Annotated in this window: 27 protein-coding genes and 1 other RNA gene; 4 read left to right on the top strand and 24 right to left on the bottom strand. The window is 67.0% G+C overall.

The window, feature by feature from the left end; all coding sequences use genetic code 11:
• Positions 1-4: 4 nt before the first annotated feature.
• The 11 genes from mraY to ACILR9_RS24120 form a co-directional block, all read right to left on the bottom strand.
• Positions 5-1,096: a phospho-N-acetylmuramoyl-pentapeptide-transferase gene (gene mraY / locus ACILR9_RS24070; protein ID WP_395712506.1), complete on the bottom strand. Its 1,092-nt coding sequence runs from the start codon at positions 1,094-1,096 to the stop codon at positions 5-7.
• A complete protein-coding gene (gene murF, locus ACILR9_RS24075; protein ID WP_395712507.1) occupies positions 1,086-2,504 on the bottom strand; it encodes a UDP-N-acetylmuramoyl-tripeptide--D-alanyl-D-alanine ligase in 1,419 nt (472 codons plus the stop codon). Before murF ends, mraY begins: the two co-directional genes overlap by 11 nt.
• The gene (locus ACILR9_RS24080; RefSeq protein ID WP_395712508.1) at positions 2,501-3,982 is read right to left on the bottom strand and encodes a UDP-N-acetylmuramoyl-L-alanyl-D-glutamate--2,6-diaminopimelate ligase; all 1,482 of its coding nucleotides are present in this window, start codon (positions 3,980-3,982) and stop codon (positions 2,501-2,503) included. Before ACILR9_RS24080 ends, murF begins: the two co-directional genes overlap by 4 nt.
• A gap of 4 nt (positions 3,983-3,986) precedes the next feature.
• Positions 3,987-5,852: a peptidoglycan D,D-transpeptidase FtsI family protein gene (locus ACILR9_RS24085; protein WP_395712509.1), complete on the bottom strand. Its 1,866-nt coding sequence runs from the start codon at positions 5,850-5,852 to the stop codon at positions 3,987-3,989.
• Complete coding sequence (locus ACILR9_RS24090) at positions 5,849-6,397, bottom strand: hypothetical protein (RefSeq protein WP_395712510.1); 549 nt, start codon at positions 6,395-6,397, stop codon at positions 5,849-5,851. The genes ACILR9_RS24085 and ACILR9_RS24090 overlap by 4 nt, the downstream gene beginning before the upstream one ends.
• Positions 6,394-7,365 (bottom strand): 16S rRNA (cytosine(1402)-N(4))-methyltransferase RsmH, encoded by a 972-nt coding sequence (rsmH, locus tag ACILR9_RS24095; RefSeq protein ID WP_395712511.1) that lies wholly within the window; start codon positions 7,363-7,365, stop codon positions 6,394-6,396. Before rsmH ends, ACILR9_RS24090 begins: the two co-directional genes overlap by 4 nt.
• Positions 7,362-7,856 (bottom strand): division/cell wall cluster transcriptional repressor MraZ, encoded by a 495-nt coding sequence (locus ACILR9_RS24100; RefSeq protein WP_395712512.1) that lies wholly within the window; start codon positions 7,854-7,856, stop codon positions 7,362-7,364. Before ACILR9_RS24100 ends, rsmH begins: the two co-directional genes overlap by 4 nt.
• 300 nt (positions 7,857-8,156) lie before the next feature.
• An RNA gene (rnpB, locus tag ACILR9_RS24105) (RNase P RNA component class A) lies at positions 8,157-8,542 on the bottom strand.
• Between the two features lie 270 nt (positions 8,543-8,812).
• Complete coding sequence (locus tag ACILR9_RS24110) at positions 8,813-9,508, bottom strand: N-acetylmuramoyl-L-alanine amidase (protein ID WP_395712513.1); 696 nt, start codon at positions 9,506-9,508, stop codon at positions 8,813-8,815.
• A gap of 18 nt (positions 9,509-9,526) precedes the next feature.
• On the bottom strand, positions 9,527-10,237 hold the full coding sequence (locus ACILR9_RS24115; protein WP_395712514.1) for a TerB family tellurite resistance protein: 711 nt from the start codon (positions 10,235-10,237) through the stop codon (positions 9,527-9,529).
• Between the two features lie 24 nt (positions 10,238-10,261).
• Positions 10,262-10,984 carry a sulfite exporter TauE/SafE family protein gene (locus ACILR9_RS24120; RefSeq protein WP_395712568.1) on the bottom strand — a complete coding sequence of 241 codons (723 nt, stop codon included), beginning with the start codon at positions 10,982-10,984 and terminating at the stop codon, positions 10,262-10,264.
• Between ACILR9_RS24120 and uvrB the strand changes: the two genes are divergently transcribed.
• Both uvrB and ACILR9_RS24130 read left to right on the top strand, forming a co-directional pair.
• Positions 10,868-13,240: an excinuclease ABC subunit UvrB gene (gene uvrB, locus ACILR9_RS24125; RefSeq protein ID WP_395712515.1), complete on the top strand. Its 2,373-nt coding sequence runs from the start codon at positions 10,868-10,870 to the stop codon at positions 13,238-13,240. The genes ACILR9_RS24120 and uvrB overlap by 117 nt on opposite strands.
• 60 nt (positions 13,241-13,300) lie before the next feature.
• Complete coding sequence (locus ACILR9_RS24130) at positions 13,301-13,507, top strand: hypothetical protein (protein ID WP_395712516.1); 207 nt, start codon at positions 13,301-13,303, stop codon at positions 13,505-13,507.
• 90 nt (positions 13,508-13,597) lie between these two features.
• On the opposite strand, the gene ACILR9_RS24135 is transcribed toward ACILR9_RS24130, so the two are convergent.
• The gene (locus ACILR9_RS24135) at positions 13,598-14,467 is read right to left on the bottom strand and encodes a dioxygenase (protein WP_395712517.1); all 870 of its coding nucleotides are present in this window, start codon (positions 14,465-14,467) and stop codon (positions 13,598-13,600) included.
• Positions 14,468-14,484: 17 nt separating this feature from the next.
• Positions 14,485-15,093 (bottom strand): GNAT family N-acetyltransferase, encoded by a 609-nt coding sequence (locus ACILR9_RS24140; RefSeq protein WP_395712518.1) that lies wholly within the window; start codon positions 15,091-15,093, stop codon positions 14,485-14,487.
• Positions 15,094-15,255: 162 nt separating this feature from the next.
• On the opposite strand from ACILR9_RS24140, the gene ACILR9_RS24145 reads away from it, so the two are divergent.
• Complete coding sequence (locus ACILR9_RS24145) at positions 15,256-16,062, top strand: aspartyl/asparaginyl beta-hydroxylase domain-containing protein (RefSeq protein WP_395712519.1); 807 nt, start codon at positions 15,256-15,258, stop codon at positions 16,060-16,062.
• A gap of 193 nt (positions 16,063-16,255) precedes the next feature.
• Positions 16,256-16,915, top strand: coding sequence for a DUF1028 domain-containing protein (locus tag ACILR9_RS24150; RefSeq protein WP_395712520.1), 660 nt, complete (start codon positions 16,256-16,258; stop codon positions 16,913-16,915).
• Between the two features lie 44 nt (positions 16,916-16,959).
• Here ACILR9_RS24150 and ACILR9_RS24155 read toward each other — a convergent pair whose 3' ends face one another.
• The 11 genes from ACILR9_RS24155 to ctaD form a co-directional block, all read right to left on the bottom strand.
• Entirely contained in the window at positions 16,960-18,228 is a 1,269-nt protein-coding gene (locus ACILR9_RS24155; RefSeq protein WP_395712521.1) for a M16 family metallopeptidase, read from the bottom strand.
• Positions 18,225-19,685 carry a threonine synthase gene (gene thrC / locus ACILR9_RS24160; RefSeq protein WP_395712522.1) on the bottom strand — a complete coding sequence of 487 codons (1,461 nt, stop codon included), beginning with the start codon at positions 19,683-19,685 and terminating at the stop codon, positions 18,225-18,227. Before thrC ends, ACILR9_RS24155 begins: the two co-directional genes overlap by 4 nt.
• A gap of 26 nt (positions 19,686-19,711) precedes the next feature.
• Positions 19,712-19,963 carry a DUF1272 domain-containing protein gene (locus tag ACILR9_RS24165; protein WP_395712523.1) on the bottom strand — a complete coding sequence of 84 codons (252 nt, stop codon included), beginning with the start codon at positions 19,961-19,963 and terminating at the stop codon, positions 19,712-19,714.
• A 10-nt stretch (positions 19,964-19,973) separates the two neighbouring features.
• A complete protein-coding gene (locus ACILR9_RS24170) occupies positions 19,974-21,476 on the bottom strand; it encodes a carboxypeptidase M32 (RefSeq protein WP_395712524.1) in 1,503 nt (500 codons plus the stop codon).
• Positions 21,473-22,237, bottom strand: coding sequence for an SURF1 family protein (locus ACILR9_RS24175; protein WP_395712525.1), 765 nt, complete (start codon positions 22,235-22,237; stop codon positions 21,473-21,475). The genes ACILR9_RS24170 and ACILR9_RS24175 overlap by 4 nt, the downstream gene beginning before the upstream one ends.
• Positions 22,230-22,592 carry a DUF983 domain-containing protein gene (locus ACILR9_RS24180; RefSeq protein ID WP_395712526.1) on the bottom strand — a complete coding sequence of 121 codons (363 nt, stop codon included), beginning with the start codon at positions 22,590-22,592 and terminating at the stop codon, positions 22,230-22,232. The genes ACILR9_RS24175 and ACILR9_RS24180 overlap by 8 nt, the downstream gene beginning before the upstream one ends.
• 156 nt (positions 22,593-22,748) lie before the next feature.
• Positions 22,749-23,621, bottom strand: a complete 873-nt coding sequence (locus ACILR9_RS24185) for a cytochrome c oxidase subunit 3 (RefSeq protein WP_395712569.1) — start codon at positions 23,619-23,621, stop codon at positions 22,749-22,751.
• Between the two features lie 2 nt (positions 23,622-23,623).
• Positions 23,624-24,229, bottom strand: a complete 606-nt coding sequence (locus ACILR9_RS24190; protein WP_395712527.1) for a cytochrome c oxidase assembly protein — start codon at positions 24,227-24,229, stop codon at positions 23,624-23,626.
• A complete protein-coding gene (locus ACILR9_RS24195) occupies positions 24,226-24,366 on the bottom strand; it encodes a hypothetical protein (protein ID WP_395712528.1) in 141 nt (46 codons plus the stop codon). The genes ACILR9_RS24190 and ACILR9_RS24195 overlap by 4 nt, the downstream gene beginning before the upstream one ends.
• A gap of 8 nt (positions 24,367-24,374) precedes the next feature.
• Complete coding sequence (locus tag ACILR9_RS24200; protein WP_395712529.1) at positions 24,375-25,295, bottom strand: heme o synthase; 921 nt, start codon at positions 25,293-25,295, stop codon at positions 24,375-24,377.
• Between the two features lie 47 nt (positions 25,296-25,342).
• Complete coding sequence (ctaD, locus tag ACILR9_RS24205) at positions 25,343-26,980, bottom strand: cytochrome c oxidase subunit I (protein WP_395712530.1); 1,638 nt, start codon at positions 26,978-26,980, stop codon at positions 25,343-25,345.
• Between the last annotated feature and the right edge of the window lie 6 nt (positions 26,981-26,986).

Below are 26,986 nucleotides of genomic sequence, written 5' to 3' on the forward strand. Positions count from 1 at the left end.
GCGATCACCGAAGCTTCAAGGTGGCGAGGCCGGCCATCGCCAGGATGGCGGCGATGATCCAGAAGCGGAAGACGATGGTCGGCTCGGCCCAGCCTTTCTGCTCGAAATGATGGTGCAGCGGTGCCATGCGAAAGACGCGCTTGCCGGTCAGCTTGTACGACATGACCTGGACGATCACGGATACCGTCTCGAGCACGAACAGGCCGCCGACGATGGCGAGCACGATCTCGTGCTTGGTGACAACAGCGACCGCCCCCAGCGCGCCGCCCAATGCCAGCGAGCCGGTATCGCCCATGAAGACCATGGCAGGCGGTGCGTTGAACCAGAGGAAGCCGAGGCCAGCGCCGATCAGCCCCGCCAGCAACACCGCAAGCTCGCCGGTGCGCGGAACGTGATGGAGATAGAGATAGTTGGTGAGGATGGTGTTGCCCACCACGTAGGCGATCAGGCCGAACACCGCCGACGCCATGATCACCGGGCCGATCGCCAGGCCGTCGAGCCCGTCGGTCAGATTGACGGCATTGGAAGCGCCCACCATCACAATCACGGCGAAGGCCACAAAGCCGACGATGGTCAGCGGCACCAACACGTCCTTGAAGAACGGCACAGCCAACATGTAGCGCAACGAGGCCGGCGACGACTGCGCGATCAGCCAGGCCGCCCAGGCGGCGGCGGCGATCGAGAACGCGAGCTTGATCTTGCCCGGAACGCCCTTGGGATTGCGCTTGGTGACCTTGAGGAAGTCGTCCCAGAAGCCGACGGCGCCGAACGACAGGGTGACGCCGAGGACGATCCAGACATAGCGATTGGTGAGATCCGCCCACAGCAGCGTCGCCGTGGTGAGCGTGATCAGAATCAACAACCCGCCCATGGTCGGCGTGCCCTTCTTGGTCACCAGATGGCTCGCCGGTCCGTCGTCGCGGATTGGCTGACCTTTTCCCTGCCTGTTGCGCAACCAGCGGATCAGTCCGCCGCCGATCACGAAGCTCAGCACCAGCGCGGTCAGGAACGCCGCGATCGAGCGAAAGGTCAGGTAGCGGAAGAGGTTCAGCGGCCCGAATACGTCGGCCAGCGGATAGAGGAGATTATAGAACATTCTGGCGTCCCGCCTCTCCGCCACTGGCTGCCACGATGGCATCCACGACGACCTTCATCTTCGATCCCAGCGACCCCTTCACCGCGATGACATCCCCTTCCCGCAACGACGCCGCGACGTCGCCGGCGAGCGCCTGCGAATCCGGCCGATGCACGCCACGCTGCTCGGGCGCCAGCCGTCGCCACAGCGCCGCCATGTGCGGGCCGCAGAGGAACACCTTCGCGGCCCCGCTCGCGGCCACCGCGTCGGCCAGGCCGCCGTGGTACGCGTCCGCCGCTTCGCCGAGCTCGCGCATGTCGCCCATTGCCAGCAGGCGCCGCCCCTTCCCGACAGGCTCGGTCCGCGCCAGCACCGCCAGCATCGCCCGCACCGACATCGGGTTGGCGTTGTAGCTCTCGTCGAGCAGCTCGATCGTGCCGCCGCCCAACTTGAGCCTGCGCCGCGCGCCACGGCCCGGTGACGCACCGACCGAGCCAAGCGTTGCCGCCGCCGCATCGACGTCGGCGCCGAGCGCCTCGACGACCGCCAGCGCAGCCAGGCTGTTCAGCACCCAGTGTTCGCCCGCGGCACCGAGGCGATACTCGATACGGCGGCCGTGAATCAACGCGACAACATCGCTTCCCGAATCTTGCAGCGTGCACGAAACAAGCCGCGCTTCGGCCACCTCGCTGCGCCCGAAGCGAACGATGCGCGAAACGCCGAAGCGGCGCGCATGGTCGGCCAACCGTTCATAGTGGCGAATGTCGCGATTGAGCACCGCCACGGCACCCGGCGCCATGCCGGCGAACAGGCAGGCCTTCTCGTCGACCACCGCCTCTTCCGACCCGAGATGGCCAACGTGGACCGGACCCACTGTGGTGATCACCCCGACATGGGCCTCCACCTGGCGGGCGAGAGGCTCGATCTCGCCGGCGTGATTCATGCCGATCTCGAACACGCCATAGCGCGCCTCGCGCGGCAGACGGGCGAGGCTGATCGGCACGCCGACATGATTGTTGAAGCTCGCCGCGCTGGCCGAGGTCGGCGCCTGCGCCGACAGGAGCGCGCGCAGCGCATCCTTGGTGCTGGTCTTGCCGACCGAGCCGGTGACGCTGGCGATGCGCGCGCTGCTGCGCCGCCGACCGGCGCGCGCGAGATCGACCAGCGCCTTCATGGTGTCCGGCACGCGAACGAGATTGCCCGCGACGCCGGCGACATCGCGCGACACCACGGCGGCGGCCGCCCCGCGCTTCAGGGCTTCGCCCACGAAGGCGTGGCCGTCGGCGGCCTCGCCGGGGAGAGCGAAGAAGAGATCGCCCGGCGCCACGGCGCGGCTGTCGAACGTAACGCCGTTCGCCTCGAACGGCGCCGTCATCGCCAGCGGCGATAGTGCGCGAACGACCTCGTCGGAGGTCCACAGCGCGCTCACGCGACCGCCTCCGCGAACTCGCGGGCGACTTCGGCATCGTCGAACGGATGAGTGATGCCGGCGATGGTCTGCCCGGTCTCATGACCCTTGCCGGCGATCAGCAGCAGATCGTCGGGTGAGCCCAGCGCCGCCATGGCCTGCTCGATGGCGACATGGCGGCCGTCGTGCACCTCGATCCAGTTGCGCCGGGCGGCAGGAATGCCGCGCACGATCTCGGCCCGGATCGCTGCCGGCATCTCGCTGCGCGGATTGTCGTCGGTGACGAAGGTAAGGTCGGCCAAACGCGTCGCGATCTCGCCCATGACGGGCCGCTTGGCCCGGTCCCGGTCTCCGCCGCAGCCGAACACGACGACGAGCCTCCCCTTGGCAAAGGGCCGCATCGTGGCGAGCACGGTGGCGAGCGCTTCGGGCTTGTGGGCATAGTCGACATACACCGCCGCGCCCGAGCGATGACGCGCGACCAGCTGAAGGCGGCCCGGCGCTCCGCTCAGCTGCGCCAGTGCGGCCACGGCGCGCTGCGCATCACCGCCGGTTGCGATCACCAACCCGAGGGCCGCGAGCGCATTCGACGCCTGGAAGCTGCCGACAAGGGGCAGCTCGATCTCGTGCTGCCGGCCCAATACCTCGACGGTCAGATGCTGGCCCGTAGCCACCGGCACGTCGCCGAGCAGGCGCAACTCGCGGCCCTGCGCGCCATAGCTCCAGCAGCGCACGCCGCGACGGCGGCAGATCTCGCCGATCGCTCCGGCACGATCGCTGTCGGCATTGACGATTGCTGTCCCTCCGCCCGGCAGCAGCTCGTCGAACAGCCGCGCCTTGGCCGCGAAGTAGGCGTCCATCGACGCATGGTAGTCGAGATGCTCGTGCGTCAGGTTGGTGAAAGCAGCCGCCGACAGACGGAGGCCATCGAGACGATGCTGATCGAGACCGTGGCTCGACGCCTCGATGGCCAAATGATCGACGCCTTCGCGCGCCAGGGTGGCGAGATCCTCGTGCAGCTGCACCGGATCGGGCGTCGTCAGTCCTGCCTCGCGGGCAAATCCCGGCGACACGATGCCGAGCGTGCCGACGCTCGCCGCGGCGAAGCCCAGCGCCGTCCAGATCTGGCGCACGAAATGTGCAGTCGAGGATTTGCCGTTGGTGCCGGTGACGGCCGCGATGGTGGCCGGCTGCAGCCCCGCGAAAGCAGCCGCCATCAAGGCGATCCGACGCCGCGGATTGGCGTCGCGCACGACGGCGATGGCGGGATCGATTGGCGGCAGCGCCGCATCGGTCGAGGCGAGAATCGCCGCCGCCCCACGGCGCACGGCATCGGCGATGAAGACAATTCCGTCCTGCCGCGAGCCGGCCAGGGCGGCAAACAGGAACCCTGGCTTCACCTTGCGCGAATCGAGCGTCAGACCAGCAAGATCGACAGTCTCAGGATGGTGCAACATGCTCGGCGCGCGGGCGTCGTCGACCGCGGAAGTGCCGCGCATGAGCTCACTCAGCAGCAACGCGACCCGCTCCCGCTGCGGGGGCGGCCGCCGTCTGGTTCGGGCCGGGCCGCACGGGCAGGGCTTTGCGCTGTTCCTGTGAGCCGCGATGGCGGAGACCGACCGGCGTGGGCGGCTGCGGCAGCGAAGCCGACGGTATCGGCATCGAGGCGATCTCGATCGGCGACAGTCCCTCCTTCTGGTCGCTCGGCAGGATGCCGTAGAGCGACACGATGTTCTCGACGATGACCTTGACGCTCGGCGCCGCCACCATGCCGGCGGTGGCATAGCCGCCGGTCTCGGCGATGCCCTTGGGCTCGTCGAGCGACACCAGCACGACAAACTTGGGATCGTTCATCGGGAACATGCCGACGAACGAGCTGATCAGGGCCTTCTGGCGATAGCCGCCGCGCGACGGCTTCTCCGCGGTGCCGGTCTTGCCGCCGACCTCGTAGCCCGGCACGTCGGCTTTCTTGCCCGTGCCGTCGACGACGTTGAGGCGCAGCAGCTGGCGCATCTGCGTCGAGGTCTTCGTCTGGATGATGCGGCGTCCCGGCTCGCTGCCGGCGTTGCGCTTCACCAGGCTCGGCGAGTAGAGCATGCCGCCGTTGACCACCGCCGCCGAACCGGTCGCCAGATGCAGCGGCGTCACCGAGATGCCGTGCCCGAAGGCGATCGTCATGGCGTTGATGGTCTTCCATTGCCGCGGATAGAGCGGCGCGGCGAGCTCGGTCAGCTGGCTGCGCAGCGGCTTCAGGAAGCCGATCTTGTCGAAGAAGGCCCGCTGCGTCTCGATTCCCATGTCGACCGCCATCTTTGCCGAGGCGATGTTGGACGAGAACTTGAAAAGCTCGGAGACGTTGAGCGGCCGCCGCTGCGGATGGTCGTCGTTGATGGTGAAGCGGTCGATCCGGATCGGCGAGGTCGCGTCGTAGACGGTGGCGAGGTTCACCCGGCCGGTGTCGAGCGCCATCGCGGTATTGAAGATCTTGAAGGTCGAGCCCTGCTCGTAGACGCCGAGCGTTGCCCGGTTGAACAGCGCCTCGTTGGTGATGGTCTTGGCGCTGTTGGGATCGTAGGTCGGCAAGGACGCCATGGCGAGGATCTCGCCGTTGGTGGCGTCCATGACGATCGCCGTGGCGCCTATCGCCGAAAACTTCTGCACCGCGCGCACCATCTCGCGCTCGATCATGCGCTGCAGGCGCAGGTCGAGGGCGAGCTGAATGGTCTCGCCGCTCTGCAACTGCTGGTCGAAGAAGCGCTCGACGCCGGCCAATCCAACGTTATCGACGCTGGTATAGCCCAGGATGTGCGCCGCCGCGGTGCCTTGCGGATAGATGCGCCGTTCCTCGGCCTGGAACTCCAGCCCCGGAATGCCGAGCCGATTGACCAGATTGTGCTCGCGCGGGCTCAGGCCTCGCTTGATCCACACGAACGTCTTCTCGGGATCGAGCTTCTCGAGCACATCCTGATACTTGAGGTCGGGCAACGCACCCACGATCTTGCGCGCCGCATCCTGCTGGTCGATCAGCAGCCGCGGATTGACGAAGGCCGACACCACCGGCACCGACGTCGCCAGCACGGCACCGTTGCGGTCGACGATGTCGGCGCGCTCCGACTGGATCGAGCCGCCGCGCGCGGCAACCCGCTGCGTCGGCTCGGCGCCGTCGCGCAGCAACGACACGTAGCCCATGCGCAGACCGACCGCCGCAAAGACGACGGCAAAGATCGCCGACGCCACGACGAGGCGCTGGCGGGCGGTCTCCTGCACGTCGCCCTTCAGGCGATCCTGCGGCGACCCGTAACGCGCGCCGGCCGCCGCGTTTGCCGCGGCGGCCGGTTCGGACGAGGCCTTCTTGCGCCAAAACTTCACCGACGGCCCCCTTCGTTTCTCGAGAGGATTTCATCGATGGAAGTCACGGTGCTTTGGCCTTCGCCAACCGGACCCGCTGTAGCCGGCTCTTGGATCGGGGCCGGTCGAGGGGGCGTCGTGGGTCCGGATGAACGCCCAGGAGGGGGTGCGGAGGCCGGCGAGGGGCTGCCGGCCTCCGCTGCGGAGCGACCACCACCGGGCAAAGGCGACGAGGGGACGTCGTTGCCCGTACGTGGGGGGGAAGATGGTGGATCGCGCCGCGGGGGGACAGATTCTGGTTTCGTCGCTTCGAGCCGCATGACCTGCTTGATCGAGGCCTGCTCGAGCTGGAGATACTTGCCGGCCAGGCGCTCGATGCGCTCGGCCTCGTTCAGGTGAGCCCATTCGACACGTAGGATGTGCGTCGCCTGCTGGCTCTCGATGATCTTGTAGTTGGTGCGGTCGATTCGCTCCTCGAGGTCCTGCACCTTGTACTTGACCGCGAACAGGCCCACCGCCGTGGCGACGGCGGCGACCGACCAGAACAGGAGGCCGCGATGGATCATGCGGCACCCGCCCCGACCGGACCGGTTCCGACCGGACTGGTCACGATCTTCTCGGCAACCCTAAGGCGTGCCGAGCGGGCGCGCGGATTGGCGGCGATCTCGGTCGCCGACGGCAGCATCGGCTTGCGCGTAAGGTCGCGCAGCTCGGGCGGCCGGCTCTCGACCGGCGGCAGATGGCGCGACGGGCCGGGCACGCGGCCGGCGCGGCTGCGCACGAAATCCTTGACCGCGCGGTCCTCCAGGGAATGGAACGACACCACGGCCAAGCGCCCGCCCGGCGCCAGCACGCGCTCGGCTGCGAGCAGGCCGCGCTCGAGCTCGCCCAGCTCGTTGTTCACGGCGATGCGCAGCGCCTGGAAGGTGCGCGTCGCCGGATCGCTCTCGTCCCTGCCCTGCGGTCCGACCGCGCGGCGCACGATCTCGGCCAGCTCGCCCGTCGTCTCGATGCGCTTGTGCCGGCGCGCCTCGACGATGGCACGCGCGACCCGTCGGTTGCGCCGTTCCTCGCCATAGCGCCAGATGATGTCGGCAAGCTCGGCTTCGTCCGCCTCGTTCACCAGATCGGCGGCCGACAGCCCGCTGCGCTCCATGCGCATATCGAGCGGACCGGAGGAACGGAAAGAAAAACCGCGATCAACTTCGTCGAGCTGCATCGACGACACCCCGAGGTCGAGCGTCACGCCGTCGACATCGTCGACGCCCTCGGCGGCGAGCAGGTCGCCCATGTCACCGAAGCGGCCCTCGATCAGGCGCAGCCGTTCGCCATAATGCTCGGCCAGCGCTCGGCCGGCGGCAATGGCATCGGGATCACGATCGAGCGCGATGACTTGGCAGGCAGCGCTGTCGAGCATCGCCGTGCTGTAGCCGCCGGCTCCGAACGTACCGTCGAGATAGCGGCCGCCGGCGCGCGGTTGCAGGGCCTCGATGACCTCGCGCACCATGACCGGAATGTGCCGGGACTCGCTCATGCGTCGCCTCGCGCCGGGTCGCTCGCCGCCAAGCTGCGCACGAACGCCGCCATGCGCGCGCGGTCGGCGTCGCGCCGGGCCTGCCAGTGCCCGGGATTCCACAGCTGGAACTTGTCGCCCTTGCCGACCAGCATCACGCCGTCGGCCGCCTCCAGCGCCTCGGCGAACTCGCCGGGCATGGTGAAGCGACCGTCGGGCTCCATGGCGACCGTGCGCGAGCTTGCCGAGAGGTAGCCCGCCGGGTCGAATTCCTCGTCGTCGAGCGCCACCTTGAGGGCGCCCTTGGGGCCGAGAGCCTCCAGGCGCAGCCGATCAAGCATCGCATCGAACCCCTTGCGCGAGTTGCCGTTCACGACCCCCGTCAGATTCGGCGAGTGATACAGCACGAAGGCGCTCCGATCGTCGGCCGGCAACTCGTCGCGAAAGGCGGCAGGCAGCAGCGCCCGGCCCTTCTTGTCGAGTTTGATCAGGATTTCCGACCGAAATGCCACGGCCGAGTCCCTCTGAATCCCGCCGCCGGGGCCCCACGCTCCTGCGTCGTCTGCTACACGGGATGTAGTGGGATATCACGGGAATTTCAGGGAAGCAACGCCATTCGACGATTTGCATGGAATTTGAAGACCTTAACCACCACATCTATTGTGCTCTCACCAGTTCCCAACGCAAGGGCTAGTGTTGTGGATTCGCCACACCTGAGGCGAAATTTTCACCACAGTGTGTCGATGGTTCACGAAAGGGCGTCGAAAGTTCGTCCCAAATGAGGAAATGGTTGTCACCCGGTCCGGAAATTGAAGGTCAGACGGCCTGTAAGCCGGGTTCTGTCCCCGCCCGGAGGCGGGAGATGGCCATTCCTCTGGGACGCCCGTTACCGGACGCCTCGCGCGACCGACCCGGGCGACGACGCGGAAACCCCGCTGCCGGTTGCCCGGCGTGCCGCCCCTATTTGGTCTTGCTCCCGGTGGGGTTTGCCGTGCCGCTCCCGTTGCCGGTCGCGCGGTGGGCTCTTGCCCCACCGTTTCACCCTTGCCGATCCGGCGAGCCGGACAGGCGGTCTGTTTTCTGTGGCACTTTCCCTGGGGTCGCCCCCGCCGGACGTTATCCGGCACCGTGTCTCCGTGGAGCCCGGACTTTCCTCACCAGCCGGTTGCCCGCCCAGTGCAGCCATCCAGCCGTCTGACGGGCCATTAGGTAAAGTCCGGTGCATGAATGGGCAAGCAGTAAGTCGAGGGCGCGGGCCCGAACTGGACGGAAAACCGCATGGAAAGTCGCGCCAGTGTCGATTCCAATGGCGGCGATGCGGCTCTATTTCCCGCCGGCAGACACGAAGTCGCTCGCGATGTTCGCTCGGACGCGCTCCTTGACCTCGGCCGGCATCGGTGTCTGACCCACAGCCCGGCCCTCTTTGCAGACGAACGGCCGACGTCGATCCGGTCGGTTGGTGGAAAAGTCAGGCCAGCCGAGGCACCTTGACCTGATCAAGCAGATCAGCCAGCAGCGCGCGGGTCTCATCGTCGGCGACGCCGTCGACCAAGTTTGGCCGGAAGCGCCGCTGGAAGGCGGCGACGATGTCTGCCGTCGCCACCTCGACGGCCGGCGGGTAGCCGAAGCGCTGCAAAGCGGCCTGCACGTCACCTTCGAGCTTCGCTTGAGCGCCGCGCGGCCACAGGCCAATGCCGGCCTGCGCCAGCGTCGCCCACGGGAAACGCCGGCCGGGATCGACCTTGCGCCGGGGCGCGATGTCGGAGTGACCGACGACGTTGTGCGGCACGATGGCGGGGTGGCGCGCGATGACGTCCCGGCACAGCTCGATCAAGGCAGCGATCTGGCGCGACGGGTAGTCGTGCAGATCGCCATGCAGGTTGACGATCTCGATGCCGATCGACGTTGCGTTCAGCGCGTCGCGACCGCGCCAGTACGAGCGACCGGCGTGCCAGGCGACACGGTCCTCCGGCACCAGGCGATAGAGCGTGCCGTCGAGGTCGAGGACATAGTGGGCGCTGACTCGCTGGGCCCTCGCATCGTCGCGCAGGATGGCGAGTGACTCGTCGAGCGGCAGCTCTGTGTAGTGCAGCACGAGAATGTCGATGTCAGCGTCCGCCGGCCGGGCAGCGTGGTTGGGCGACGGCAAGTCGATGACGTGCATGATGCCGGGCCAGAAAGCTCAGGCCGGCACCAGGCCGCGCTGGCGCCTCAAGCGATCATAGGCATCGTTGATCAGCGCGACCTTGCGGTTGGCGATCGCGATCGCTTCTTCGGGCAGGCCCTGCGCGATCAGCCGGTCGGGATGATGCGCACGCACCTGCCGCAGCCACGCCTCGCGAATCTGCTCGTCGGTCGCCAGCGGATCGATGCCCAGCACAATGCAGGGCTCGCATTCGACCACGCCAAGCGCCGCCGCCTTGGCGCGCTCGAAGCGGTTGCTGTCCAATCCGAACAGACGGGCCACCTTGGCGAGGTAGTCGGCCTCGGCCGCATCGACCGGGCCATCGGCCTTGGCGATTGTGAACAGCCCCTCCAGCACGTTCTCGAGGATCTCCGGCGCATCGGGGAACAACGCAGCGACCTGCCGGGCGTAGGTCTCGAAGCCGGCGACGTCGCGCTTGGCCAGATTGAAGAAGCGCTCGACGTTCTTCTCCTCGTCGGACGGCACATGGAAGAACTCGCGGAAGGCCTCCATCTCGGCCTCCGAGACCGTACCGTCGGCGCGCGCCATCTTCGCGCCGAGCGCGATCACGCCGATGGTGAAGCCCACTTGGCGCAGGCCGGGATGCACTCCGTCTCCGGACGGCGTGCTGAGGCCGAGCAGCGAGCCGATCGACTCGCCGTTGGCAAGACGTGTCGCGCCGTCGACAATTCTTTGCCAGATCGTCATGTCCGCTCCGCTACGACGTCCGCCTCACAGGATCAAGGCGCCGATCGCCACGCCGACCAGCAGCCCCAGGGCAAGCCGACGATAGAAGGCCTCGCTGGCCAGCGGGAACAGCCGGCCACCCAGCACGCCGCCCACGATGACGGCCGGCGCGAGACACGCCGCCAGGATGCCTGTGCCGAAGTCTACCAGATCGCGGGAAAGAAAGGTCGCCAGTGCAATCAAATCGACAAAAATGAAGTAGGTCGTGAGATTGGCACGAACCCGTGTCACGGTTTCGTCACCTGCGAGGTAATAGAAGGCGATCGGCGGGCCGGCCATGCCGGCCAGTCCATTGAGGAAGCCGCTACTGACGCCCGCGGCCAGGGTCGTGGCGTTGCTGGGCTTGCCGGAGAACCGCCAGCCGCTCCCCAGCAGGACGACTGCGCCGAGCACGATCGCCGAGATCGCCCAGCGCATTGGCGCCGGCTCGGACCAGGTCAGCACCAGGTTGCCGACCGGCACGCCCACCGCGGCGGCCAACAGCAGCAGCCCGATGCGGCGCCAGTCGACCAGATGAAGCACGCCCGGCACCAGAGGCAGGGCGACCACGACCTCCAGCAGCAGGCACAGGGCGACGCCGACCGCCGGCCCGTGCAGGGCGGAGAACACGGGAGTCATCAGCATTGCCGCGCCGAAGCCGGCAAAGCCCCGTACCATGCCGGCGATGCAGGCAGTGGCAGCACTGACGAGGAAGGAAACGGCCAACAGGTCGGGCATTGCGGGCCGGACGCTAGCATTGCCGCGACTGCGGCCGAGCATCATATAATGCAGGCCATGCCCCGAAAGAATCTCGCGGTTTCAACCGTCCCCCTGCTGATGCCCTATGTCCAGCGACGGCCTGCCGGCGTCGGCGGAAAGCCGTTCAAGCTGGTTTCCGACTACACGCCGGCCGGCGATCAGCCCGAGGCGATCCGCCAGCTGCGCGACGGCGTGAATAGCGGCGAGCGCGACCAGGTCCTGCTCGGCGTCACCGGCTCGGGCAAGACCTTCACCATGGCCAACGTGATTGCCTCGCAGAACCGGCCGAGCCTGGTGCTGGCCCCGAACAAGACGCTAGCGGCGCAGCTCTACGGCGAGATGAAGGGATTCTTCCCCGAGAACGCCGTCGAGTACTTCGTGTCGTACTACGACTATTACCAGCCCGAAGCCTACGTGCCGCGCACCGACACCTACATCGAGAAGGATTCGTCGATCAACGAGCAGATCGACCGCATGCGCCATTCGGCAACGCGCGCCCTGATGGAGCGCGACGACGTGGTGATCGTTGCCTCGGTGTCGTGCATCTACGGCATCGGGCCGCTCGAGAACTACCAGACGATGACTTTCCGCCTGAGCAAGGGCGAACGGGTCGACCGCTCCACCCTGCTGCGCCGCTTCGTCGAGCAGCAGTACAAGCGCAACGACAACGCCTTCCAGCGCGGCACCTTCCGGGTGCGCGGCGACACGGTCGACCTGTTTCCGGCACACTACGAGGACAAGGCCTGGCGCATCGAGCTGTTCGGCGACGAAGTTGAATCGATCGTCGAGTTCGATCCGCTGACCGGCGAGAGGACGGCGACGCTGTCGGACATCGTGGTCTACGCCAACAGCCACTACGTGACGCCGCGCCCGACCATGCAGAAGGCCATCGAGCAGATAAAGACCGACCTCAAGCAGCGGCTCGACGAGTTCAACCGCGCCGGCCGCCTGCTCGAGGCGCAGCGGCTCGAGCAGCGCACGCTGTTCGACATCGAGATGCTGGAGACGACCGGCGCCTGCGCCGGCATCGAGAACTACTCGCGCTATCTCACGGGCCGCAAGGCTGGCGAGCCGCCGCCCACCCTGTTCGAGTACTTCCCCGAGAACTCGATTCTGATCGTCGACGAGAGTCATGTCACGGTGCCGCAGATCGGCGGCATGTTCCGCGGCGACTTCAATCGCAAGAGCGTGCTCGCCGAGTTCGGCTTCCGCCTGCCCTCGGCAATCGACAACCGGCCGCTCAAGTTCGAGGAATGGGAAGCCTTGCGGCCGCAAACCATGTTCGTCAGCGCCACGCCCGGCCCGTGGGAGATGGAGCGCACCCAGGGCATCTTCATCGAGCAGGTGATCCGCCCGACCGGCCTGATCGACCCGACGGTGATCGTCCGTCCGGTCGAGAAGCAGGTCGACGACCTGATCGCCGAATGCCGCGACTGCGCCAAGAGGAGCCAGCGCGTCCTGGTGACCGTGCTGACCAAGCGCATGGCGGAGGATCTCGTCGAGTACATGCACGAAGCCGGCATCCGCTGCCGCTATCTGCATTCCGACATCGATACGCTGGAGCGCATCGAGATCATCCGCGACCTGAGGCTGGGCGCCTTCGACGTGCTGGTCGGCATCAACCTGCTGCGCGAGGGCCTCGACATTCCCGAATGCGCCCTGGTCGCCATCCTCGATGCCGACAAGGAAGGCTTCCTGCGCTCGCCGACCTCGCTGGTTCAGACGATCGGCCGCGCCGCCCGCAACATCGATGGGCGGGTCATCCTCTACGCCGATCACATGACCGATTCGATCAAGTACGCCATGGCCGAGACCGACCGCCGCCGTGCCAAGCAGGAGGCGTACAACAAGGAGCATGGCATCACGCCCGCGTCGGTACGCAAGAACATCGCCGAGATCCTGCAGTCGACCGCCGAGCGGGACCACTACACGATCGATACCGGCGTGTCGGGCGACGTGCATCTCGTCGGGCACAATCTGCGCACGCACATTGCCGAGCTGGAGAAGCGCATGCGCGATGCGGCGGCCAACCTCGAGTTCGAGGAGGCGGCGCGCATCCGCGACGAGATCAGGCGCCTCGAAGCCAACGAGCTCGAGCTGCCCGGCCAGGCGGCGTCGGCGACGGCCAATGTCAATCTCGGGCGCATGCAGAACAGCCGCGTGTTCCGCGGCGTGCGCACCGGCTCGGGCTCGCGCGGCCGACCGGCCCGTCGCAGCGGACGCTGATGCGATGGCGGCAAAGGCGGCAGCGGCGCGCTCGTCAAACCACGGCTGGCGCGCGTGCCCATGCTGTGGCTCTACACCGAGAACGACAGCCTCTTCGCGCCCGTCCTCGCCCCGCCGCATGGTCGTGCCCACGACCGCGCCGTCGGGCGCGCCGTGCTCAAGGCGCTGGGCCTGTTTGCCAAGGCCGACCACATCCTGGCCAGCAATGGCGACGGGCAGGCAATCTGGTCGCCACTGCTTGCGGAGTTCCTCGGTGGTCTGAAGTGATTCTCGCTGCTTGGGAGCGCGCGTCGCGCGTCTTCGCCTACTCAAAGGGAGATCGCGCCACTGGAGTGGCGCGCCCCCAGCCACGAGCTTTCACACCGCTGGCAGCTTGAGATCGAGGCTGGCCGACCAGACCGGCATCGGCAGGGTATCGCGGGCTGCCAGGTTGGCCGGCAGCGTGGCGCGGTCGGACACGCGGCGAAACGGCACGACGAGGCCGGCGCGCACGCCGAACACCGCGTCGCTGTCGAGGTGCTTGTCGTCCTCGGGGAAGAACTCGGTGATCAGCGGCTTGCGGCCCGGCGCGTGGATGATCATGTGCAGATGGGCCGGCCGCCACGCGTCGCGGCCGAGCGCGCGCAGCATGTCGCCGGCCGGGCCATCGTCGGGCACGGTGTAGGATACCGGGCGTACCGTCGAGAACGCGAAGCTGCCGTCGGTCGCAACGGTCAGGCGGGCGTGGTAGTTGGTCGGCGACTGCGTTGCATCCTGCTGGGCATAAAGGCCATTGCCGCTGTTCTGCCACAGCGCCAGCACGGTGCCGGCGGCAGGCGCTCCGGTCGCGTCGGCGATCTTGCCGCTCACGACCAGCGGCTCGCCAACCTGGCCGCGCCACAGATCGCCGCCATTTGCCAGCTCGGGCGCTCCTTCGATATGGAACGGGCCGAGCACCGAGGACGGCGTGCCCGTCGTCTCCGAGTTGATCATGTCGACCAGCGAGGAGATGCCGAGCAGGTCGGAGAACAGGATGTATTCGTTGCGCTTGTCGTCGGTGAACTGCGTGGCGCGAGTCAGCGCCTCGATCGCCGCGTTCCACTCGGCCTGGGTCACCCTGTTGTCGCGCACGAAGGTGTGGAGATGGCGGGCGAGATCGACCAGCAGCATACGCGTGCGCTCGGACGGCGCATTCCGGCTGTAGTCGGCAAAGGCCTGGGTGATCGACGCCGGCGTGAGATTACGCATCCCGTTCTCCCGACCGCCTAGCGGGCGGTTCTCTGCATGGCATCGTAGTCGGCTCGCAGGAGGGCGAACAACAGGTGATCCGCCCATTGACCGTTGATGCGCAGGTATTGCCGCGCCAACCCCTCCTCGTGGAAGCCGGCCTTGGCCAGCACCGCCTTAGAGGGCTCGTTATGCGGCAGGCAGGCAGCCTCGAGGCGGTGAAGCCGCAGATCGTCGAACACGAACGGCAGGGTCGACCGCAGGGCATCCGTCATCAGGCCCTGGCCGGCGAACGGCTGGCCCATCCAGTAGCCCACCGACACTGCCTGGGCGACGCCGCGCCGGACGTTGCTGAGATTGATGCCGCCGGCCAGCCGCCTCCCCTCGTTGGTGAACACGAAAAGGCTGAAGGCCTCGCCGGACCGCCATTCGCGCGCCTGCTGGCGCAGCCGCCGGCGGAAATGGTCCCGGCCCAGGGAATCCTCCGGCCATGTGGGCTCCCAGGGCGTCAGGAAGGCGCGGCTGCGGGCTCTGAGCTCGGCCCATTCGGCCCAATCGTCCATGGTCGGCGCCCGCAGGAACACCCGCCGACCGGTGATCCGGGTCATTCCCGACAGGGACAACGGAACGTCAGCGAAGCGAAACATCTAGCTATAGTAGCCCAGGTTGAGAATTCTTACATGCTTTCCGAGGGTTGACGTAGGAAATTGAGACGGTCCGCCGCGCCGGTTACCGCCCCGCCAGCCTTGAATTGCCGACTTGTTAATATGAAATTGCCAGCCGAAGAAAGCGGTGTGCCAGGATTGGACATGGAAACAGATACGAACAGTGGTGTCGGACACAAAGGGCGCTTCTACCTCACCAAGAACATCTGGGTGCCCCAGGAGCCGATCGAGAAGCTGAACCTCAAGATGTCGGACATGATCTTGCGCAACATGCCCAAGTTGCCGCTCGGTGGCGATGAAGCGCTGAAGGCCTTCCCCGTGCTGGGCGAGCTGAGGAAAAGTCACGACAAGATCAAGGCCGACCTCCAGTACCTACTGAGCCATCACGAAGAGATCCCAGCCCTGCACGAGGTGCATCCGCGCGACCTCTACGTGCCCGGCCGTGCCTGGCGAACCTTTCTGCTCAAGATTTGGGGGCACGAGATCAAGGAGAACACCGCCGCGGTGCCGGACACGTATGCAGCAATCTCGCGCATTCCGGAGGTACACACGGCGTTGTTCAGCATCCTGCACGGCTTCGCCGAGATCGAGCCGCACCGCGGGTCGGCTGCCGGCGTGATCCGCTTTCACTACCCGCTGATCGTCCCGACCGAGCCCGAGAAGTGCTGGATCGAGATCGGCGGTCATCATTTCTTCTGGCGGGAAGGCGAGCCCCTGGTGTTCGACGATACACGCGAGCACTGGGTCAAGAACCAGACCGACCAGACGCGGGTCGTGCTGATCATCGACTTCGATGCCCGCATGCCCTTCCCGGTCAATCTCTACACCTCGGCACGCTACAACCTCATCCGCCGCAGCGCCGAGGTGAAGGCGGTCATCGAACGCGCCGCCATCGGTGTGCCGCCGCGCAACCAGAACGCCCCGGCAGCGGAACTCCCCAAGGCCGCCTGAGGCGGCGTCGAGAGAACCAAGGCGCCTCTCTAACGGCGCTCGCTTCGAAGGCGCCGTTGGAGAAGGACCTTTCTTCTCAACGCGTCACGCCTCGGATATTGCTGTCGCTGACAACCTTCGGCGGAGTGTTGCGCGCCAACCTGGAATTGGCTGTCCCTGCCGATCCCTTTCAGCGTGACGCCGCGGAGTAGACATGACCTTCTCGATCGCCGGACGCTGCGCCCGAACCGGCATGCTGGGCGCCATCGTCACCACCTCGTCGATGGCGGTCGGCAGCCGCTGCGCCTGGGCCGAGCCAGGGGTTGGCGCCGTTCTGACGCAACACCGGACCGATCCGCGGCTCGGCCCCATGATCCTGGGCGAGATCAAGCGCGGCACGGCACCCCAGGCGATCATCGACGGGCTGGAGAAGCGTGACCCGAACCTGAGATGGCGACAGCTCGCCATCCTCGCGGCCGACGGAACGGGTGCCTTCTTCAACGGCACCAAGATCGTCTCGGTCGCCAAGGGCCGGGTCGGGCGCAATTGCGTTGCAGCCGGCAACATCCTGCGCGATGTCGCGGTGGTCGACGCCATGGTCGAGGCTTTCGAGGCGAACGAGGATCAGGACTTGGCGGAACGGCTGGTGCGCGCCATCGAGGCCGGCGCCGCGGCGGGCGGCGAGCTGAGGCAATTGAAGTCCGCCGGACTTCTCGTCGTGCACCGCGAGAGCTTCCCCTACGTCGACCTTCGCGTCGACCTCAATTCCCAACCGCTGGTCGAGCTGCGTTTCCTGTGGGAACTCTACCAGCCCCAGGCAGCCGCTTACGTCGTGCGTGCCGTCGATCCGGATCAGGCTCCCGGCCCGGCGTAAGGGCTGCCCGCCTCCCCAGGGTCGGGCCGGGGCAGGCGTGCGGGCTACGCGGCCAGCCGCGCTGCAATCCGGTCGAGCGATTCGAGACCGTCGATCGGGCCCAGGGCAGCGAGCGTCAGCTTGCCCTGGAGCAGCCGCTGGGCAACGCGGCGGACCGCCTCTTCATCGACCGCTTCGATGCGCGCCACGATCTCGGCGTACGGAATGGGTCGGCCATGGATGATGAGATGGCGTGCCGCCTGCTCGCACCGGGCGCCGCTCGATTCCAGGGCCATCAGGGTGCCGGCCTTGATCTGGTTGCGCGCGCGCACCAGCTCGGCGGTCGTGAGCGTGCCGGCGACGCCGGCGAATTCCTCGCAGACCGCCGGCACGAGCTCGGCCAGGTCGTCTTCGCCGGTGCCGGCATAGATGCCGAACAGGCCGCCATCGGCGTAGGCCGTGTTGAAGCAGTGGATGCCGTAGACCAGACCGCGCTCCTCGCGGATGCGCTGGAACAGACGGGACGACATGCCGCCGCCGAACAGCGTCGAGTAGATCGCCAGGGCGAAATAGTCGGGATCGCGATAGCCGATTCCCTGACACCCCAGCACCAGATGCGCCTGCTCCAGGACGCGCGCCTCGCGGCCGTCGCCGCCGACATAGCTCAGCGGCACCGGCTGCCCGGCATTGGCCGGCGTGCGCGGCACGGAGCCGAAATGCTTCTCTGCCAGGTCGACGATCTGGGCGTGCTCGACCCGTCCAGCCGCCGCCAGGACCATGTTGGAGGCGGTGTAGTGACGGGCAAGATAGGCGAACAGATCATCGCGCCCGATCGCCTCGACCGACTCGGCGGTACCGAGCACCGGCCGCCCCAGAGGCTGGCCGGGCAGCGCCGTTTCCTGGAATTGGTCGTAGATCACATCGTCAGGCGTGTCGAGCGCCTGGCCGATCTCCTGCAGGATCACGCCGCGCTCGCGCTGCAGCTCGTCGGGATCGAACACCGAGTTGCGCAGGATGTCGGAGATCATCTCGACCCCGAGTGCGACATCTTCTTTCAGAACCGAGGCGTGATAGGCCGTGATCTCGCGGCCGGTATAGGCGTTGAGGCTGCCGCCGACATTCTCGATCTCCTCGGCGATGGCGCGGGCCGAGCGCGTGCGCGTACCCTTGAACGCCATGTGCTCCAGCATGTGGGCCATGCCATTCAGCTCGGCCGACTCATGGCGCGTGCCGCAGGCGACCCAGATGCCGAGCGAAGCCGATTCGACCTCGGGCATCGCATCGACCGCAACGCGCAGCCCGTTGCCCAGCGTGGTGACCTTGACGTCGCTCATGACAGCACCTTGGCGCGAGCCGGGCTGGCAGGCACGAGGCCTCGCCGAACGTCGATCAGCGCCTTCAGCGCCGCCGCGTCGTTCGGCAGGTTGTCCGTGCGCTCCGGCCGATCCAGGAGGTCGCCGAGGCGAGGCGGCAGCGCCGGCCGTTCGCCGGTCGCCTTCTCGACCGCGTCGGGGAACTTCGCCGGATGGGCGGTCGCCAGCACGACCATGGGCACCGCGCGATCGCGGCGGTGCTGCTGGGCGACGGCGTATCCTACGGCGGTATGCGGATCGATCGTCTCGCCATAACGGCGGCGGCAGTCGGCGATTGCCGCCAGGGTGCCGGCATCGTCGAGCCGGCCGGCATCGAAGAGCTGGCGGACGCCAGCCAGCGCATTGGCGCCGACCGTGAGCCTGCCGGTGCTGCGGAACGCCACCATGGCGTCGGCCAACGCCACGCCGTTGCGATCGTAGAGATCGAACAGCAGGCGCTCGAAGTTGCTCGATATCTGGATGTCCATGCTGGGGCTCAGCGTCGGAACGACGGTCGACGTCTCCATGACGCCGCTCTCGAAGAAGCGCGCCAGGATGTCGTTGCTGTTGGCGCCAACGACGAAATGCGATACTGGCAGGCCCATCTGGCGTGCCGCATAGCCGGCATAGACGTTGCCGAAATTGCCGCTGGGCACCGTGAAGGCAACCGGTCGCTGCGGCGCGCCGAGCTTCAGAGCCGCCCAGAAGTAATAGACGATCTGCGCCATCACGCGCGCGAAGTTGATCGAGTTGACGGCGGTGAGCGCATGGCGATCGCGGAAGGCGAGATCGTTGAAGCAGGCCTTGGCGAGATCCTGGCAATCGTCGAACGTTCCCTCGACGGCGATGTTGTGCACGTTGGAAGCGAGCACCGTCGTCATCTGGCGACGCTGCACCTCGCTCACCCGGCCGCGCGGATGCAGCATGAAGATGTCGATGGTCTTGCGATCGCGGACCGCCTCGATGGCGGCCGAGCCGGTGTCGCCCGACGTGGCGCCGACGATGGTGGCGTGCCGGCCGCGCACCGTCAGGGTCTCGTCGAGCATGCGGCCGAGCAGCTGCAGCGCCACGTCCTTGAAGGCGAGCGTCGGACCATGGAACAGCTCGAGCAGGTGCAGGCCCGCATCGGACGACGTTGCCTCGCCGAGCGCCTTCAGCGGGGCGACTTCGGCGGTCTCGAAGGAGGCATAGGCCTCGCCGATCAGGCGGCGGAAGGTCGGCTCGTCGAAGCTCTCGCCGACGAACGGCCGCATGATCTCGAAGGCCAGGTCGCCATAGGACAGGCCGGCCAGCCGGGCGATCTGCGCGGTCGAGAAACGCGGCCACTCGGTCGGCAGGTAGAGACCGCCGTCGCGGGCGAGGCCCGCGAGCATGATATCCTCGAAGCCGAGCGGCTCAGGCTTGCCCTGCGAGCCGTGGCGCGTGCTGATGTAGCGCACTGTGAACTCCTGGTAGGCGGCTCGGGCTACGCGACCTGGCGACAGGCTTCGTGATCCTTGCGGACGCGCCTGGTCGAGGCAGGAAATTTCTGCAGGGCCCGCTCCGGCCGGGTCGGCCGCTTGACGAGATCGCCGCCGCAGTTGGGGCAATGGCCGCCCAGGCGGGTTTGCGCGCAGGCCGCGCAGAAGGTGCATTCGAAGGTGCAGATCAGCGCGTCCGGCGCACCGTTCGGCAGGTCCTTGTCGCAGCATTCGCAGTTCGGTCGGAGTTCGAGCATGGGCTCCCTCTTACGCCGCCAGGTAGCGGCTTTCCAGATGCGCCTTGAAGGCGGCGGTTCCGAGGGGGGCGCCGGTCGCCTCGGTCAGGATCTGATCGGTGCTGGCAAGCGAACCCTTGCCATGCACGTTGGTGCGCAGCCAGCCGAGCAGCGGCGCGAAGTCGCCCTGGCCGATGCAGTGCAGCAGGTCGCGGTCGGCGCGCCGGGCGGCGGCGAAGAGTTGAGCAGCCGCCAGGGCGCCCAGCGTATAGGTCGGGAAATAGCCCCACCCGCCATCCGGCCAATGGATGTCCTGCAGGCAGCCCAGGGCGTCGTCCGGCGGCACGATGCCCAGCAGCTCGCGCATCCCCTCGTTCCAGGCCCCCGGCAGGTCGGCCAGGGGCAGGTCGCCGGCGAGCAGCGCCCGTTCGAGGCGGTAGCGCAGCATGATGTGCAGCGGGTAGGTCACCTCGTCGGCATCGACCCGGATGAAGCCCGGCGCCACCCGCGTGTAGAGGCGATGGACGTTGTCGACCGTCCAGGCCGGCCCGTCCTTGCCGAAGGCGGCGCGCATGCGCGGCGCCGCAAAGGCGATGAAGGCATCGCTGCGGCAAGCCTGCATCTCCATCAACAGCGACTGGCTCTCGTGCAGCGCCATGCCGCGGGCATTGCCGACTGGCTGACGCCGCCAGTCGCGCGGCAGGCCGGCCTCGTAGAGGCCGTGCCCGGTCTCGTGCAGCACGCCCATCAGGGCACGTGCGAAATCCGCCTCGTCGTAACGCGTGGTGATACGGACATCGTCGGCCGTGCCGCCGGTGAAAGGATGCGCCGAGGCGTCGAGCCGCCCATGCGAAAAGTCGAAGCCGATGAGGCGGATCAGCTCCTCGCCGAGCTTGCGCTGCTGCTCGACCGGAAACGGTCCATCCAGCGTCAAGGGTGCCGGCTGTCGCTTCTGATGCTCGATCACGCGGCCCAGCAGCCCGGGCAGGAAGGATTTCAGCTCGGCGAACAGAACGTCGATGCGCGCGGCCCGCCCGCCGGGCTCGAACTCGTCGAGCAGGGCGTCATAGAGTGTCGTGCCCAGCGCGGCGGCCTTGGCCTCGCCGGCCCGCCGGACCAGCGTCAGCACCTCGCCCATGGTCGGCAGCAGTGCCTTGAAGTCAGCATTCTTCTTGGCGTCGCGCCAGGCCATCTCGCACGCCGATGTGGCGCGCGTGCGTGCCTCGACCAGGTCGGCCGGCAACGCGCTCTCATGCACCCACAGCCGCCGCATCTCGCGCAGGTTGGCCGCTCGCCAGGGATCGAGGCCGGCAGCGCCCTCCTCCGCCCGGGCCAGCAGGTCCGGCATCTCGGGAGCGGAAATCATGCCGTGGGCGATGACGCCCAGGGTCGCCAGCTGATCGGCTCGATCTTCGCTCGCACCGTCCGGCATCATGGTCGAGCGATCCCAGTTCAAGATGGCGCTGGCGCGCTGCACGGCGCTCAGCCGGGCGAAGCGGCGCTCGAGCTCGGCATAGGGATCGTTGGCGATCATGTCTCGACCTTGCTGCGGCCAAACAACGTGAGACGCCCGTTCTCCCAGTGATAGGCGAGATAGACGCCGGCCATGGCCAGCGCGATCCCGAACCAGGTTATGGCGTACTGCAGATGGTCGTTGGGGATATCGAGCCTAGTCTGGCCGCCGACCGGCAGACCACCCGGGTTGGCTGCGGCGTCGGCCTCCATGAAGAACGCATCGAGCTTGGGATCGGGTTTGCCGCCAGCCATGCTGCGCATCAGCGGTACATCGACGTGGAACCATACGTTGCGGTCGGGCACGTTCTCGGGCGCAAACTGGCGGCGCTCCTGGTTGCGCCGTACGATGCCGGTGAGCTCGACCTCGCCTTGCACCTGGCCGACGGCGCGGCGCGCCGGCTCCTTGGCTTCCTGCGGGATCCAACCGCGATCGAACAGCACGATGCGGCCCTCGTCGGTGCACAGCGGCGTCACCACTTGAAGGCCAACCTTGTTCTTGAGGCTGCGGGCTGCAAGGTAGAATTCCTTGTCGTGCACGAACGTGCCGGCAAGCTTCACGCGCCCGTATTCGTGCCTCAGCGGATCGCCCTTCAGCAGCTCGTCGAGGCTGATCGGCGCGGCGGCCTGGTTGACGGCGATGCGATCCAGGATGTCGCGCTTCCACGCGCGCCGCTCCATCTGCCAGATGCCGAGCCCCATCGCGACGGCGAAGATCACCAGCGAGACCAGCGAGGGCCAGAAGGCCGGCCGCAGCTGGAACACCGGACTGCTTCTACTCATCGAGAGCCGTCGAGCGATGGGTGTATTGCTGGGCGATCAGCAGAGCCTTCAGGAGGCGCAGTAGCCACACCGCCAACCCTACGGTGATCGGCACCCAGAGCAGGACGTGCAGCCACCACGGCGGCTCGAAGCGGAACTCGACCCAGAACACCAGCATCATCATGATGGCGCCGAGCCCCAGGATCACGAACACTGCCGGTCCGTCGCCGGCATCGTTGCCGCGCAGATCGAGATCGCAGACGGAGCAGCGCTCGACGATGCCGAGCACACCCTGGAACAGACGCCCGCGACCACAGCGCGGACAGACCGCGCGCAGCGCGACGTCGAGAGGCGATTGGCGCGGCCATTGCGACATCATCGGCTCCCAAACCCATATTCCTCCCCACGCCATGCGTGGGGAGCTGTCGCGTCTTACGCGACGGAGGGGTCATGACTCCTGAATCATGACCCCTCCGTCGGCGAAGACGCCGACACCTCCCCAGCGAAGCCGGGGAGGAAATTCGTGACGCCCTCAGTGCAGCGCGATCGGCGCGTTGCCGGAGCCCCACCAGTAGATGCAGAAGAACAGGAACAGCCAGACCACGTCGACGAAGTGCCAGTACCAGGCGGCCGCCTCGAAGCCGAAATGCTGCTTGGGCTTGAAGTGACCGGCCATGGCGCGAAACAGGCAGACGATCAGGAAGGTCGTGCCGACCAGCACGTGGAAACCATGAAAGCCGGTCGCCATGAAGAAGGTCGATGAATAGATGTTCTCGCGGAAGCTGAACGGCGCGTTGATGTACTCGTACGCCTGGATGCCGGTGAAGCAGATGCCCAGGATCACGGTGAGAGTGAGCCCACGCACGGCATCGCGCTTGTTGCCCTCCAGGATGGCGTGGTGCGCCCACGTGACCGTCGTGCCCGAGAGCAGCAGGATCAGCGTGTTCATGAAGGGCAGATCGAACGGCGCGATGATGCTGATGCCCTTGGGCGGCCAGATACCGCCGGTCGCCTCGGTTCGCACCGGCTGCTCCGGCGCGCCCGGATAGAGCGCCGCGTCGAAGAAGGCCCAGAAGAACGCGGCGAAGAACAGGACCTCCGAGGCGATGAACAGGATCATGCCGTAGCGCAGCCCGAGCTGGACCACCGCGGTGTGGTACTTGCGCGACTCGGCGATGACATCGCTCCACCACCAGAACATCACCGCCAGGATGAGGCCGAGGCCGGGCGCGATGACCCACCACTGGACCGACTTGACGATCCCCTCGACGCCTTTGCCCATCATGTCGGGATGCATGCCGAGGCCGGCGCCAAGCGCCAGCAGCAAAGCCCCCACCGCTCCCAGCGCCGGCCATGGGCTGGGATCGACAAGGTGATAGGGATGCTTCGGTGTGCCGTCGGCCATATTCATCCACCCTTTCCGGTCGCACTGGCGGGCACGCCGCCCAGCAAGGTCTTCGCCCGCTCCGTCTTCGCCTCGAAGAAGGTGTAGGAAAGCGTGATGGTGCGGACGTTGTCGTAGCGCCGATCCTTAGCCATCTCGGGATCGACGAAAAAGATCACCGGCAAGTCGACCGACTGGCCGGGCAGGAGCAGCTGCTCGGTGAAGCAGAAGCATTGCACCTTGTTGAACCACGGACCGGCCGGCTCAGGCGTCACGTTGTAGGCCGAGGTGCCGACGATCGGACGCTGCGAGAGGTTGGTCACTCGATAGTGCGTCAGGTGCTCTTCGCCAAGCTTCACCCTGACCTCGCGCTCCAGCGGCTGGAAGCGCCAGGGCAGGTTGGGATCGACGTTTGAGTCGAAGCGGACGGCCACGGTGCGCTCGAGGATCGGCCGGTCGCCGGCCTGGGCGACCTGTGGCGTGCCACCGAAGCCTGTCGTTCGGCAGAACAGGTCGTAGAGCGGCGAGGACGCGTAGGCGAGCGCCAGCATGCCGCCAACCACGCCGGCCAGCCACCACGCCAGACGGGCGTTCCTGTCACCCGTCTTCCTGTCGTGCGGCGCGCTCACCCCTGCCCTCCCATGCGCACGATGGTGAGGAAGAAGAACATAAGCGCCATCACCACGAGGAAGCCCGCCACGAACAGGTTCTTGCCGCGTTGGCGGCGATGCACGTCGGTGTCGCTGGGACGACGGGGATCGGCCATGGCGTCGCTCATCCGATCAGAATCCGGTCGACCGGAAGAGCGGCGAAGAGGCCCGCGAGATAGAGCAGCGAGAACCGGAACATGCGCCGCGCCGACGAATGACCGCGCTCGTCGTCAGGGGAGCGCCACACCTGCGCGGCGTGACCGATGAAGGCCAGGCTGAGCCCCAGCGCGACCACGCCATAGAGCCAGCCCACCGTGCCGAGCAGTGTCGGCACCAGCGCCACCGGCACCAGCAGCACGGTGTAGATCAGCATCTGGCGCTTGGTCTCGCGCGCGCCGGCCACGACCGGCAGCATCGGCACGCCGGCACGGCGGTAGTCGTCGCAGCGATAGAGCGCGAGCGCCCAGAAATGCGGCGGCGTCCACAGGAAGATCAGCAGGAACAGCGCGATGCTGACGGGGGAGACGTCGCCGGTCGCCGCCGCCCAGCCAATCATCGGCGGAAAGGCGCCGGCAGCGCCGCCGATCACGATATTCTGCGCCGTGCGCCGTTTCAGCCAGATCGTATAAACGAAGACATAGAACAGGATGGCTGCCGCGAGCAGCGCCGCGGCCATGAAGTTGGCCGACACCGCCATCAGCAGCACGGAGAACAGCGACAGCAGGACGCCGAGCCCCAGCGCATCGTCCGGCGCCACCCGGCCGGTCGGCAGCGGCCGAAGGCGGGTGCGTGCCATCAGGACGTCAAGGTCGCGCTCGTACCACATGTTGATGGCGCCAGCGGCGCCCGAGCCGAGCGCGATCGCCAGCACCGCGAGCGCCGCAGTGAAAGGATGCAGATGGCCAGGTGCGATCACGACGCCGATCAGGCCGGTGAAAACCACCAGCGACATGACCCGGGGCTTCAGCAGGTCGACATAGTCCCGCACGCGCGCCGGCGACGCTGCGTCAAAGGACCGGGTCAGGATCTGGGCGGTATCGCTCATTGCACGTCAAGGCGGAGGCGCCGCTCGGGCGCCTCCGCTCCTCGAGATCAGGGGTGCGCCGCGGGCGAGATGTGCGGCAGCTCTTCGAAGGTATGGAAAGGCGGCGGAGACGGCACCGTCCATTCCAGCGTCGTCGCGCCCTCGCCCCAGTAATTGGCGCCGACCCGACGGCCGGCCAGCAGGGTGCCGAACACCACGAAGATCAGCCAGAAGATGGTCGAGCCGAACGAGATGAAGGCGCCGAGCGACGACAGGTAGTTCCAGTGCCACATGGCGTCGGGGTAGTCGACGTAATGGCGCGGCATGCCGGCCAAGCCGCTGAAATGCATCGGGAAGAACGTCAGGTTCACGCCGAAGAAGGTGGTCCAGAAATGGATCTGGGCGGCCCACTCGGGATACTGCCGGCCGCTCATCTTGCCGATCCAGTAGTAGAACCCGGCGAACATGCCGAACACCGCGCCGAGCGACAGCACGTAATGGAAATGCGCGATCACGTAGTAGGTGTTGTGCAGGGCGTAGTCGACGCCGGCATTGGCCAGCACAACCCCGGTGACGCCGCCCACCGTGAACAGGAAGATGAAGCCGATCGCCCACAGCATCGGCACCTCGAGCCGGATCGAGCCGCCCCACATGGTGGCGACCCAGCTGAAGATCTTCACGCCGGTCGGCACCGCGATCACCATGGTCGCCGCGACGAAATAGGCGCGGGTGTCGATATCCATGCCGACGGTGAACATGTGGTGCGCCCACACGACGAATCCGACGATGCCGATCGCCACCATCGCGTAGGCCATGCCGAGGTAGCCGAAGATCGGCTTCTTCGAGAAGGTCGAGATGATGTGGCTGATGATGCCGAAGGCCGGCAGGATCATGATGTACACCTCGGGGTGGCCGAAGAACCAGAAGAGGTGCAGGAACAGGGTGGGATCGCCGCCGCCGGCCGCGTCGAAGAAGTGCGTGCCGAAGTTGCGGTCGGTCAGCAGCATGGTGATGGCACCGGCCAGCACCGGCAGTGCGAGCAGCAGCAGGAACGCCGTCACCAGGATCGACCAGGCGAACAGCGGCATGCGGTGCAAGGTCATGCCCGGCGCCCGCATGTTGAAAATGGTGGTGATGAAGTTGATGGCGCCCAGGATCGACGACGCGCCGGCGATGTGCAGGGAGAAGATGGCGAGGTCCATGCCCGCCCCCTGCTGGATCGTGAGCGGCGGATAGATCGTCCAACCGGTGCCGACGCCGCCGCCGATCACCGCCGAGGCGAGCAGCAGGATGAAGGCCGGCGGCAGCAGCCAGAAGCTGATGTTGTTCATGCGCGGGAACGCCATGTCGGGCGCGCCGATCATCAGCGGCACGAACCAGTTGCCGAACCCGCCGATCAGCGCCGGCATGACGACGAAGAACACCATAATGAGGCCGTGTGCGGTGACCACGGTGTTCCACAGGTGGCCGTTCGGTGTGCCGTCCGGCGCATTGAAGTATTGCACTCCGGGCTGCAGCAGCTCGAGCCGCATGACCACGGAGAAGGTGGCGCCGATCAGGGCAGCGCCGATCGCGAACACCAAGTACATCGTGCCGATGTCCTTGTGGTTCGTGCTGTAAAGCCAGCGGGTGATGCCGGTTGGCGTATGATGCTCATCGTGCCCGTGAGCGTGGTGGTCGTGAGCGGCGCCGTGCGCGGTGGCCATTTGATC

This window comes from Reyranella sp. (assembly GCF_044224635.1).
Taxonomy (GTDB): domain Bacteria; phylum Pseudomonadota; class Alphaproteobacteria; order Reyranellales; family Reyranellaceae; genus Reyranella.